Source organism: Blastococcus sp. SYSU DS0541, assembly GCF_054050875.1.
Map to the genome: position 1 here is coordinate 95,626 of NZ_JBJHAD010000002.1, position 11,797 is coordinate 107,422.

Genomic DNA, 11,797 nt, shown 5'->3' on the forward strand with positions numbered 1-11,797 from the left:
TTGTCCGCCCTGAGAGTGCGCGCGCAACATGCGTGCCGTGATCCGTGCGTGACCGTGCGCCCGCACAGTGGAAGCGGCCGAGCCGGGCCGTGGCGGCCCCCTTAGTCTGCCGGGCATGGCTTACGAGGTGCGAGGCGTGGTGGCCCGGGGCAAGGGACAGCCGGTCACGGTGGAGACGATCGTGGTCCCCGATCCCGGCCCTGGTGAGGCGGTCGTGGACGTGCAGGCCTGCGGGGTCTGCCACACCGACCTGCACTACCGGGAGGGCGGCATCAACGACGACTTCCCGTTCCTCCTCGGCCACGAGGCGGCCGGGGTCGTCGCGGCCGTGGGCGAGGGCGTCACGAACGTCGCCGTCGGTGACTACGTCGTCCTCAACTGGCGGGCGGTCTGCGGGGAGTGCCGCGCCTGCCGCAAGGGCCAGCTGCAGTACTGCTTCAACACGCACAACGCCGCCCAGAAGATGACCCTGGCCGACGGCACCGAGCTCTCCCCGGCTCTGGGCATCGGGGCCTTCGCGGAGAAGACGCTCGTCCACTCCGGGCAGTGCACCAAGGTCGACCCGGCCGCCCCACCGACCGCTGCCGGGCTGCTCGGCTGCGGCGTCATGGCCGGCGTCGGCGCGGCGATCAACACCGGCGGCGTCCAGCGCGGCGAGACCGTCGCCGTGTTCGGCTGCGGCGGGGTCGGGGACGCCGCCGTCGCCGGGGCGAAGCTCGCCGGCGCGACGACGATCATCGCCGTCGACATCGACGACCGGAAGCTGGAGTGGGCCCGCGGGTTCGGCGCCACCCACACGGTCAACTCGAAGGAGACCGACCCGGTCGAGGCGATCAAGGGGTTCACCGGCGGGTTCGGCGTCGACGTCGCCATCGACGCGGTCGGGCACCCGGCGGTGTTCGAGCAGGCGTTCTACGCCCGTGACCTCGCCGGCCGGGTCGTCATGGTCGGCGTCCCGACGCCGGGGATGGAGATCACGCTGCCCGCCATCGAGGTGTTCGGCCGGGGCGGGGCGATCAAGAGCTCCTGGTACGGCGACTGCCTGCCCAGCCGTGACTTCCCGATGCTGGTCGACCTGTACCTGCAGGGGCGCTTCGACCTCGACGCCTTCGTCTCCGAGACGATCGGCCTGGACGACGTCGAGGAGGCGTTCCACAAGATGCACCGCGGCGAGGTGCTGCGCAGCGTGGTGGTGCTCAAGTGAGCGCCCGCGTCGAGAAGGTCGTCGTCCCCGGGGTCTTCTCCCTCGACGGGCAGGACTTCGACGTCGAGAACAACGTCTGGCTCGTCGGGGACGACGACGAGGTGCTCGTCATCGACGCCCCGCACGACCCGGCGCCGATCCTCGCGGCGATCGGGGAGCGCCGGGTGACCGCCATCGTGCTCACCCACGGGCACAACGACCACATCACCGCCGCCCCCGCCCTGCGCGAGGCCACCGGCGCGCCGATCTGGTTCAACAGCGACGACCGCATGCTCTGGGACATGACCCACCCGGGCACCGCGCCGGACGAGGACCTGCGGGCGGGGACCCGGTTCGACGTCGCCGGCACCCGGCTGGTCGCGCTGCACACCCCGGGTCACTCGCCGGGCAGCACCTGCCTGCACGCGGCCGACCTGCGCACCGTCTTCACCGGCGACACGCTCTTCTGCGGGGGCCCCGGGGCGACCGGGCGGTCGTTCAGCGACCACCCGACGATCGTGAACTCGATCCGGGCGCAGCTGCTCAGCCTGCACGGGGACACGGTGGTGCGGACCGGGCACGGCGAGGACACGACGATCGCGGCGGAGCTGAGCAACGTCCGCTGAGGGGTGTCCCCTCGATCCGATCCGGTCACCGCCCCGGCGGTTGGTCCTGCCCCGGCGGTTGGTCCTGCCCGGGCGGATCGTCGTGCCGCGCCGGGCGGTCCGGCTGCTCCGGGCTCGTGCGCTCGAGGCGCTGGCGGATCGCCGCGACGTTGAGTGCGAGGTCCTCGAGCGCCTCGACCGCGCGCGTCGCGAGCGCGAACGTCAGGTTCTCCCGCTGCTCCTCGGCGCTGGGCTCGGGGCGGCGCCGCGCGGCCTCGCGCGTCACGTCGGCCCACGTCTGGTCGTCGCGGCGCGGCTCCTCGAAGAGCTGGCGCAGCATCCGCTGCGCCATGTCGAGGAACTCGCGCGGATCGGGCCCGTTGCTCGCCATCCCATGTCTCCTGTCGCTCGTCCCGGGCACGTCGTCCGGCGCGGACCGGCCGGGCCGTGAGTGGGCGGGTCAGACATCAACGTGCCGCACCGGGCCGAGGTTCCTCGCCCCGGACCGCGCCCGCGATCCGGGGGGACACGCGCGCCGGCGGTGCGCTCTCCCGCCTCGGCGCCGGCGGGGGCGCCCACGCCGGTACGCTCGACCGGTGCCCCGTGGTGATGGACGGCTGACGCACGACCTCGATCCCCAGTTCCCCGGCCCCCAGGACGCCTGTGGCGTCTTCGGTGTCTGGGCGCCGGGTGAGGAGGTCGCGAAGCTGACCTATTTCGGCCTGTACGCCCTCCAGCACCGCGGGCAGGAGGCGGCCGGCATCGCGGTCTCCGACGGCGCCTCGGTCGTCGTCTACAAGGACCTCGGGCTGGTCAGCCAGGTCTTCGACGAGGCCACCCTGGGCAGCCTGCGCGGGCACCTCGCCGTCGGGCACACCCGGTACTCCACCACCGGCTCCTCCACGTGGGAGAACGCCCAGCCGACCTTTCGCACCACGGACTCCGGCACCGGGCTGGCGCTCTGCCACAACGGGAACCTGGTGAACACCTCCGAGCTGGCCAGCAAGGCCGCCGACGCCGGCGTGCCCGGCGCCTTCGCCGCGACCACCGACTCCGACCTGGTCACGGCGCTGATCGCCTCGTACCAGGACATCTCGGTCGAGGCGGCCGCGATGGAGGTGCTGCCGCAGCTGCGCGGGGCCTTCTCCATCACCTTCATGGACGAGGACACGCTCTACGCCGCCCGCGACCCCCAGGGCGTCCGCCCGCTGGTGCTGGGCCGGCTGGAGCGGGGCTGGGTCGTGGCCAGCGAGACCGCGGCGCTGGACATCGTCGGCGCCTCCGTGGTCCGCGAGGTCGAGCCCGGTGAGCTGATCGCCATCGACGAGAACGGCCTGCGCAGCCAGCACTTCGCGGCGGCCCAGCCCAAGGGCTGCGTCTTCGAGTACGTCTACCTGGCGCGGCCCGACACGACCATCTCCGGCCGGGGCGTGCACGCCGCCCGGGTGGAGATCGGCCGGCGGCTGGCCAAGGAGCACCCGGCCGACGCCGACCTGGTCATCCCGGTCCCCGAGTCCGGCACCCCGGCCGCGGTGGGGTACGCCGAGGCCAGCGGCATCCCGTACGGGTTGGGGCTGGTCAAGAACTCCTACGTCGGGCGCACGTTCATCCAGCCCAGCCAGACCATCCGGCAGCTGGGCATCCGGCTCAAGCTCAACCCGCTGCGCGACGTCATCCGCGGCAAGCGGCTGGTCGTCGTCGACGACTCGATCGTGCGCGGGAACACGCAGCGCGCGCTGATCCGCATGCTGCGCGAGGCCGGCGCGCTCGAGGTGCACGTGCGCATCTCCTCGCCGCCGGTGAAGTGGCCGTGCTTCTACGGCATCGACTTCGCCAGCCGGGCGGAGCTCATCGCCAACGGCCTCGACATCGACGGCGTGCGCGCCTCCATCAACGCCGACTCGCTCGGCTACGTCTCCGAGCAGGGGCTGATCGCGGCCACCGAGCAGCCGGTCAACCGGCTGTGCACCGCCTGCTTCACCGGCGAGTACCCGATCGACCTGGGGACGCCGGAGGTGCTGGGCAAGCACGTGCTCGAGGGCATCGGCCAGCGCGCGGTCAGCGGCTGGACCGGGCAGCAGGCCGGCAGCGCCGTGCTGCCCGGCGGCGCCGAGGACGCCCTGAGGCGGCCGTGAGCGCACCGGAGTTCACCTACGCCGCCTCCGGCGTGGACATCGACGCCGGCGAGCGCGCGGTCGCCCTGATGAAGGCCGCCGTCGAGCAGACCAACCGGCCCGAGGTCGTCGGCGGGCTCGGCGGGTTCGCAGGGCTCTTCGCCCTGGACGTGCAGAAGTACCGGCGGCCGCTGCTGGCCTCCTCCACCGACGGCGTCGGGACGAAGATCGCCCTGGCCCGGCGGCTGGACCGGCACGACACCGTCGGCATCGACCTGGTCGCGATGGTCGTCGACGACCTGGTGGCCTGCGGCGCCGAGCCGTTGTTCCTCCAGGACTACGTGGCCTGCGGCAAGGTCGTGCCCGAACGGATCGCGGCGATCGTCACCGGCATCGCGACCGGCTGCACCCAGGCCGGCGCCGCCCTGGTCGGCGGCGAGACCGCCGAGCACGGCGACCTCATGGACGCCGACGAGTACGACCTCGCCGCCACCGCGGTCGGCGTCGTGGAGGCCGACGCCGTGCTGGGCCCGGAGCGGGTGCGCGCCGGCGACGCGGTGATCGCCATGGCGTCGTCCGGCTTCCACTCCAACGGCTACTCCCTGGTGCGGCGCGTGGTCTCCGCCGCCGGCCTGGACCTCACCGCCACCCCCGCGGGGCTGGACCGGCCGCTGGGCGACGAGCTCCTCGAGCCGACCCGCATCTACGCCCGCGACTGCCTGGCGCTGGTCGAGGAGCTCGGCGTCGGGGCGGTCCACGCCTACGCGCACATCACCGGCGGCGGGTTGGCCGGCAACACCGCGCGCGTGGTGCCGCCGGGGCTGCGGGCGGTCCTCGACCGCGGTACGTGGGCCCTGCCGGCGGCGGTCCGCCTCATGGAGGAGCACGGCGTGCCGCGCGCGGAGAGCGAGCGCGCCTTCAACTGCGGTGTCGGGATGGTGGCGTCGGTCGCACCGGAGCAGGCGGACGCCGCCGTCGCGCTGCTCACCGGCCGCGGCGTGCCGGCATGGATCGCCGGCACCGTGCGGGAGCAGGCCGGTGGCGCACCGGGGGCGGAGCTCGTCGGCGACTACCGCTGAGGAAGGCCCCTCCTCATCCCGCGCAGGCTCGGAGCGAGCCTCGGGAGGGGGACGGCGGCGGCTCCGGCGTGCCCTCGCCGACGCGAGCGGGCCGGACGACCTGGCTTGCCGACGCCAACGCCACGACACCGCTGCCCCGAGGGGCCGCGGTGTCGTGGGGTCGGACGGGTCAGGTCGTCGAGCCGCCGGTCAGCGGCTGGCCGCCCAGTCGTCGTCCGAGTCGTCGTCCGCCCAGCGGTCGGCGTACTCGTCGTCCTCGTCCTCGTCGTCGTCGTCCGCCGCGCTGGGCGCGGTGTAGGTCGACGACGAACCGGCCAGCTCGCGCTGGAGCGCGGTGAGGTCGGTGTTGGGTGAGCTGTACTTGAGCTCACGGGCCACGCGTGTCTGCTTGGCCTTCGCTCGGCCGCGCCCCATCGGCTCGACCCCCTCGTTACGGAGTGCGGTGGACCAGCCAAGCGGCTGATGCGGCCCGCGTGGCGACCCCGACTGAGTGACTATGTCTCGGACAACATTACGACACGGATCGGCCATGGGCACACACCCCTCCCGCGGCCCCGTCCAGGGCGCCGCCCCGAGCGTGCGGGGGGTGGGGAGGACGGGGACCTTTTTCAGCCCGGGAGCCGGATCGTGGCCAGCCGGCCGACCGAGTCGATGCGCTCCTGGGCCAGGCGGTCGGCGGCGACGGCGGGGGAGACGCCCTCGGCATCGGCCAGCGCGAAGACCCGCAGCGCGACGTCGAAGATGCCCGAGGCCTTGGCCCGCGCCCGGTCGAACGAGAACCCGTGGCGCTCGTCCTCGACCTGGATGACGCCGCCGGCGTTGACCAGGAAGTCGGGCGCGTAGAGGACGCCGCGGGCGCGCAGCCGCTCGGCCGCCCCCGGGTCGGCCAGCTGGTTGTTCGCGCCGCCGCAGACGATGCGGCCGGGCAGCGCCTCCACCGTCTCCGCGTCGAGGGCCCCGCCGAGCGCGCAGGGGGCGTAGACGTCGTGGGGCGTGCGCACGAGGGCCGCGGTGTCGGCGACCGCGCGCACCTGGGGGTGGCGCGTCCGCACCCGCTCGACGGCCCCCGGGTCGACGTCGGTGACCACCACGTCGGCGCCGTCCTGGACCAGGTGGTCCACCAGCCACGACCCGACCTTGCCCACACCGGCGACGGCCACGGTGCGGCCGGAGAGCTTCGGCGTCCCCCAGCAGTGCTGGGCCGCGGCCCGCATGCCCTCGAACACGCCGTAGGCGGTGAGCACGGAGGAGTCCCCGCACCCGCCGTAGGCCTCCGAGCGGCCGTGCGCGTACCGCGTCTCCCGGCCCACCACGTCGAGGTCGGCGTTGTACGTGCCGACGTCGCAGGCGGTGAGGTAGCGCCCGCCGAGGGACTCGACGAACCGTCCGTAGGCCCGCAGCAGCGCCTCGGTCTTGTCGGTGCGCGGATCGCCGATGATCACGGCCTTGCCGCCGCCGAGGTCCAGGCCCGCCAGGCTGTTCTTGTAGGACATGGCGGCCGAGAGCCGCAGCACGTCGGCCACCGCCGCGTCCTCGTCGGGGTAGGGGTAGAACCGCGTCCCGCCGAGCGCCGGCCCGAGGGCCGTGGAGTGGATAGCGATGATCGCCCGCAGCCCCGACCGGGGATCGCTGCAGAAGACGACCTGCTCATGACCGGATGCCAGCACGTCCACGACGCCGAGCCTAGGCTGCCCGCCCGCCGACCGGACGGCGCCGGACCACGCGGCGCGGGGCCTCCGGCGACGTCGCCCGCGAGCGGGCGGGGCATGATCCTGGACGGACCGGATGCGCGGGCCCGCGCCCCGCGAGCACAGGAGGAACCCCGATGGCCGCACCGAAGCGACTGCTGGCACTCGCCGTGGCAGCACCCCTGCTCCTCGCCTCGTGCACCACGGACGGCGGCGGCGGTGGTGGCGGTGGCGGCGGCGGGGAGGCCTCGGGCGGCGGGGACGGCGGCGACCTCACCTTCTCGGTCGTCACGCACGGCTCGGCCGGCGACGCGTTCTGGGACGTCGTGCAGAACGGTGCCGTGGCGGCGGGGGAGGACCTCGGCATCGACGTGGACTACCAGAGCGACGGCGACCCGCAGCGGCAGGCGCAGCTCATCGACGCCGCGGTCAACCAGGGCGTGGACGGCATCGTCGTCTCGATGGCCAACCCCGATGCGCTGCAGGACTCGATCGAGGCGGCGGCCGACGCCGGGATCCCCGTGGTCACCATCAACTCCGGCGGGGACCGGTCGGCGGAGTTCGGCGCCATCGGGCACGTGGGCCAGGACGAGGTGGTCGCGGGCCAGGGCGCGGGCCGGCGGCTGGCCGAGGAGGGCGCCACGGGCGTGCTCTGCGTCGTCCACGAGGCCGGCAACATCGGGCTGGACCAGCGCTGCTCGGGCGCCGCGCAGGGCTTCGCGGAGGCCGGGGGATCGGCGGAGGCGTTCTCCGTCGTCCAGGTCGACATCAACGACCTCACCGGCGCCCAGTCGACGATCGCCTCCCAGCTGCAGACCGACCCGGGCCTCGACTCGGTGCTGACGCTGAACTCCGCGCTGGCGCCCGTCGCCGTGGAGGCGGCCGCGGACGCCGGCTCCGACGCCCGGGTCGCGACGTTCGACCTGAACGAGGACGTGATCAGCGGCATCCAGGCGGGCGAGATCGCCTTCGCCGTCGACCAGCAGCAGTACGAGCAGGGCTACCTGCCCGTCGTGATGCTCAAGCTCTACGCGGAGAACCTGAACACCGTCGGTGGCGGGCAGGCGGTCCTCACCGGCCCGGGATTCGTGGACGCCGAGAACGTCGACGCGATCGCCGACCTGGCCGCGCAGGGCACCCGCTGAGCACCCGGCAGGCGCCCGCCCCGGCCGGGGAGCGGGCCGACGAGCGGCTGAGCGTGCCCGGGCCGCTGCGCCGGCTGCTGGTGAAGCCGGAGCTCGGCGCGCTGGTCGGCGCCGTCGTCGTCTTCACCTTCTTCGCCGTCCAGTCCGAGACCTTCCGCTCCCCGCGGGGGATCGCCAACTGGCTGGACCCGGCCTCGACGCTGGGGATCATGGCGGTGGCGGTCGCGCTGCTCATGATCGGCGGGCACTTCGACCTCTCCGCCGGGGTGATGACGGGGACGACGGCGCTCACCGTGGGCATCGTCGCCACCGAGTTCGGCCAGAACATCTGGGTCGCCATCGGCGTCGCGCTCGTGCTGGCCCTGGCGATCGGCTTCGCCAACGGGTGGCTGGTCACCCGCACCGGGCTGCCCAGCTTCATCATCACGCTCGGCACGTTCCTGATGCTGCAGGGGCTGAACCTGGGGCTGACCAAGCTCTTCACCGACACGGTCACCGTCGGGGGCGTCGACGACGCGCCGGGGTACGCCGGCGCCGAGTGGGTCTTCGCCTCGCGCGTGCAGATCCTCGGTGCCGAGGTGCGGGTGGCGGTCCTCTGGTGGCTGCTGTTCACGGCGCTGGCCAGCTGGGTGCTGCTGCGCACCCGCTTCGGCAACTGGGTGTTCGCCACCGGCGGTGACGAGGTGGCCGCCCGCAACGTCGGCGTGCCCGCCCGCCGCACCACGATCACGCTGTTCATGACGACGGCGGGCGCGGCGTGGTTCGTCGGGACGACGCTCGCGGTGCGCCTGACGTCGGTGCAGGCGAACACCGGCATCGGGCAGGAGCTCATCTTCATCGTGGCGGCGGTCATCGGCGGGTGCCTGCTCACCGGCGGGTTCGGCTCGGCGGTCGGCGCCGCCCTCGGTGCGCTGATCTTCGGGATGACGCTGCTGGGCATCCCGTACCTGCGCTGGGACGCCGACTGGTTCTACTTCTTCCTCGGGGCGATGCTGCTCCTCGCCGTGCTGGCCAACCGCCTGGTGCGGCGCTACGCCGAGGCGGCGCGACGATGACTGCCCCGGGCGGCACCCCGCCGCTGCTCGAGCTGCGCGACGTCGGCAAGGACTACGGCTCGGTCATCGCGCTCGAGGGGATCGACGCCACCGTGCGCGCCGGCGAGGTCACCTGCGTCCTGGGCGACAACGGCGCCGGGAAGTCGACCCTGATCAAGGTCCTCTCGGGGGTGCACCGGGCCGACCGCGGTGCGGTCCTGCTCGACGGCCGGCCCGTGGCCTTCGGCTCGCCCCGGGAGGCGCTCGACGCGGGCATCGCCACCGTCTACCAGGACCTCGCGATGATCCCGCTCATGTCGATCTGGCGGAACTTCTTCCTGGGCGCCGAGCCCACCCGCGGGTGGGGCCCCTTCCGCCGCTTCGACGTGGGGCAGGCCAAGGAGACCACCCGGCGGGAGCTCGCGGCGATGGGGATCGACATCCGCGACCCCGACCAGCCGGTGGGCACGCTCTCCGGTGGGGAGCGGCAGTCCGTGGCGATCGCGCGGGCGGTGCACTTCGGGGCGCGGGTGCTCATCCTCGACGAGCCGACCTCGGCGCTGGGGGTCAAGCAGGCGGGGGTCGTCCTGCGCTACGTCGCCCAGGCCCGTGACCGGGGCGTCGGCGTCGTGCTGATCACGCACAACCCGCACCACGCCCACCCGGTCGGCGACCGCTTCCTGGTGCTCAACCGGGGGCGCAGCATGGGGGAGTTCGCCAAGGCCGACATCAGCCGTGAGGAGCTGACCTTGCTGATGGCCGGCGGCGCGGAGCTGGAGGCGCTGTCGCACGAGCTGGAGCGCCCGGCCGGCTGACGCGAGGCGGTCGGCGGGCGGGGCGTGTCGACATGCCGACCACCGCAGGGCGGTGACCGAGCGTTCTGAAGTCGGCGCGGCACCGCCACCGCGTGTTGCCTTTGTGACTCCCGGTGACAGTGGGACCGTTCGCGGGCCACACCGCCCACCCTCTTCCCCAGGGAGCGAGCACATGTCCCAGCGCCGTCCGACCGGACCGGCGACTCCGCGGGCCGGCCGTCGCCGCCCCGTCGCGGGCCGCTCTCCCCGCCCGCTGCGCACGGCCCTGATCGGGGCCGTCGCCGGGGCCGCGCTGGTGTTCGGTGCCCCGCCCACGCTGGCCGTGCCGGCGCCCCCGCCCAACCCCACCGACGGCCAGATCGGTGCGGCGCGGAGCCAGCAGGACGCGGCCGCCGCGGAGGTGGGCCGGATCCGTGCCCTCGTGGCCACCGCCGAGGCCGAGCTCGAGCGCGTCGGCGTCCTGGCCGAGGCCGCCGGCACCGCCTACGAGGCGGCGGTGGAGGAGCTGCAGCTTGCCCAGGAGGCCGCGGAGCGCGCGGCCGCCGAGCTGCGGGCCGCCGACGAGGCGGTCGTCGCGGCGGAGAAGCGGATCGCAGCCTTCTCCCGCGACAGCTACATGAACGGCGGGAGCCTGACCAGCTCGGCAGCCCTGCTGGACTCCGAGGGGCCCGGCGAGCTCATCCAGCGCGCCGCGATGCTCGACTACGTCGCCGCCAACCAGCTCGACGTCCTGGGCCAGTTCGAGATCGCACGGGTGCGGCAGGCCAACGCCGAGTCGACGGCGCGGGCCACCCGCGACCAGCGCGCCGCCGCGGAGGACAGCGCGGAGGCGGCCAAGCTGGCGGCCGACGCCCAGCTGGCCACCCAGCAGGCGGCGTACGCGCAGGTCGAGGCGCAGAAGGCGGAGTACGAGCAGCAGCTGCAGGCGGCCCAGATCCACCTCCTCGAGCTGCAGGGCGCGCGCAACGCCTACGAGCAGTGGGCCGCGCAGAAGGCGGCCGAGGAGGCCGCGGCCAGGGAGGCGGCCGAGCGCGCCGCCCGCGAGGCCGAGGCCGCGGCGGAGGAGGCCCGCAACCGGGCGAACGCCGGTGGTGGCGGCGGCAGCAGCGGTGGCGACAGCAGCGGCGGCGGTGGCGGCGGCGCGGTCAGCGGATCCGGCTACGTCAATCCGACGTCGGGCCGGGTCTCCAGCTGCTACGGCTGGCGCTGGGGCGCCCTGCACGGGGGCGTGGACATCGCCGCCCCGATCGGGACGCCGGTGTACGCCGTCACCAGCGGCGTCGTCCGGCGCGCCGGCACCGCCACCGGCTTCGGCTACGCCGTCTACATCGAGGGCGACGACGGCGCGGTCACCGTCTACGGCCACGTCAACCGGTACTTCGTGTCCGCCGGGGAGCGGGTGTCGGCCGGTGAGCGGATCGCCGAGGTGGGCAACCGCGGGCAGTCCACCGGCCCCCATCTGCACTTCGAGGTCCACCCCAGCGGGCGGATGCACGGCGGGCACGTGGACCCCGTGCCGTGGCTCAACGCCCGCGGCGTCTTCGTCGGCGGCTGCGGCGGCTGAGGGTTCGCTCAGCTGGTCGGGGCGCTCTCCTCGGTGGGCAGGCCCAGCCCGCACTCCTCGACCAGGTACTGCTCCACGTTCGAGGAGGACTGGCCCAGCTGCTGCTGCAGCGGGGCGAGCCGCTCCTGGAGGGTGGCCAGCGCGTTCGGGTCGGCGGGGTCGATGTCCTGCAGGGTCGTCGCGATCTGATCGACGCCGTCGGCCAGCGCGTTCCAGTCCGCGGCGAGCTCCTCGGGCGCCTCGAGGGCGCGGATCTCCTGCGCCGCGTCCCGGAAGGTCTGGGGCAGGTCGGCGGGGTTCCCGGCCGTGGCGCTGCCGGTGAGCCGCTCGACGATGTCGGTCGCCTCCGTGCAGAACTCGCTGTTCGCGGCGTCGCCGCTCCCGGGGGCCGAGGTCTCGGGTGCGGAGGTCTCGGCGGCAGACGTCTCCTCGGCGGCGGAGGTCGCGCCCGACGGGGTGCTGTCCTCGCCGTCGGAGCCCCCGCAGCCGGTGAGCAGGACGAGGGCGGTCGCGGCGGGCAGGAGTGCGGACCGGAGCAGGGTGCGGCGCATGGACCGAGGCTAGCGGCCG

At 74.2% G+C, this 11,797-nt stretch carries 12 protein-coding genes; 8 read left to right on the plus strand and 4 right to left on the minus strand.

All coding sequences use genetic code 11. The features are described 5' to 3' along the window. Nucleotides 1-115: 115 nt before the first annotated feature. Entirely contained in the window at nucleotides 116-1,204 is a 1,089-nt protein-coding gene (locus tag ACI794_RS02815; RefSeq protein WP_456581080.1) for an S-(hydroxymethyl)mycothiol dehydrogenase, read from the plus strand. Beyond that, nucleotides 1,201-1,809 carry an MBL fold metallo-hydrolase gene (locus tag ACI794_RS02820; protein WP_456603976.1) on the plus strand — a complete coding sequence of 203 codons (609 nt, stop codon included), beginning with the start codon at nucleotides 1,201-1,203 and terminating at the stop codon, nucleotides 1,807-1,809. The genes ACI794_RS02815 and ACI794_RS02820 overlap by 4 nt, the downstream gene beginning before the upstream one ends. 25 nt (nucleotides 1,810-1,834) lie before the next feature. Here ACI794_RS02820 and ACI794_RS02825 read toward each other — a convergent pair whose 3' ends face one another. After that, nucleotides 1,835-2,179, minus strand: a complete 345-nt coding sequence (locus ACI794_RS02825) for a hypothetical protein (RefSeq protein WP_456615631.1) — start codon at nucleotides 2,177-2,179, stop codon at nucleotides 1,835-1,837. 205 nt (nucleotides 2,180-2,384) lie between these two features. Here ACI794_RS02825 and purF point away from each other — a divergent pair, with 205 nt between their 5' ends. Both purF and purM read left to right on the plus strand, forming a co-directional pair. Next, nucleotides 2,385-3,923 (plus strand): amidophosphoribosyltransferase, encoded by a 1,539-nt coding sequence (gene purF / locus ACI794_RS02830; protein ID WP_456603978.1) that lies wholly within the window; start codon nucleotides 2,385-2,387, stop codon nucleotides 3,921-3,923. After that, nucleotides 3,920-4,981 carry a phosphoribosylformylglycinamidine cyclo-ligase gene (gene purM / locus ACI794_RS02835; protein ID WP_456603979.1) on the plus strand — a complete coding sequence of 354 codons (1,062 nt, stop codon included), beginning with the start codon at nucleotides 3,920-3,922 and terminating at the stop codon, nucleotides 4,979-4,981. The genes purF and purM overlap by 4 nt, the downstream gene beginning before the upstream one ends. 189 nt (nucleotides 4,982-5,170) lie before the next feature. Here the strand turns inward: purM and ACI794_RS02840 are convergent, their stop codons facing one another. Then, nucleotides 5,171-5,395 (minus strand): DUF3073 domain-containing protein, encoded by a 225-nt coding sequence (locus ACI794_RS02840; RefSeq protein ID WP_456581085.1) that lies wholly within the window; start codon nucleotides 5,393-5,395, stop codon nucleotides 5,171-5,173. Nucleotides 5,396-5,589: 194 nt separating this feature from the next. Then, a complete protein-coding gene (locus ACI794_RS02845) occupies nucleotides 5,590-6,654 on the minus strand; it encodes a Glu/Leu/Phe/Val family dehydrogenase (protein WP_456603980.1) in 1,065 nt (354 codons plus the stop codon). A gap of 152 nt (nucleotides 6,655-6,806) precedes the next feature. Between ACI794_RS02845 and ACI794_RS02850 the strand changes: the two genes are divergently transcribed. The 4 genes from ACI794_RS02850 to ACI794_RS02865 all read left to right on the plus strand — a co-directional run bounded on the left by ACI794_RS02850 (nucleotide 6,807) and on the right by ACI794_RS02865 (nucleotide 11,227). Continuing rightward, nucleotides 6,807-7,814, plus strand: a complete 1,008-nt coding sequence (locus ACI794_RS02850) for a sugar ABC transporter substrate-binding protein (protein WP_456615632.1) — start codon at nucleotides 6,807-6,809, stop codon at nucleotides 7,812-7,814. Between the two features lie 53 nt (nucleotides 7,815-7,867). After that, entirely contained in the window at nucleotides 7,868-8,869 is a 1,002-nt protein-coding gene (locus ACI794_RS02855; protein ID WP_456581088.1) for an ABC transporter permease, read from the plus strand. After that, the gene (locus ACI794_RS02860) at nucleotides 8,866-9,663 is read left to right on the plus strand and encodes an ATP-binding cassette domain-containing protein (protein WP_456615633.1); all 798 of its coding nucleotides are present in this window, start codon (nucleotides 8,866-8,868) and stop codon (nucleotides 9,661-9,663) included. Before ACI794_RS02855 ends, ACI794_RS02860 begins: the two co-directional genes overlap by 4 nt. Nucleotides 9,664-9,835: 172 nt before the next feature. Continuing rightward, on the plus strand, nucleotides 9,836-11,227 hold the full coding sequence (locus ACI794_RS02865; protein WP_456615634.1) for a M23 family metallopeptidase: 1,392 nt from the start codon (nucleotides 9,836-9,838) through the stop codon (nucleotides 11,225-11,227). A gap of 8 nt (nucleotides 11,228-11,235) precedes the next feature. Here the strand turns inward: ACI794_RS02865 and ACI794_RS02870 are convergent, their stop codons facing one another. Then, entirely contained in the window at nucleotides 11,236-11,778 is a 543-nt protein-coding gene (locus tag ACI794_RS02870) for a hypothetical protein (protein WP_456581091.1), read from the minus strand. Nucleotides 11,779-11,797 lie beyond the last annotated feature (19 nt).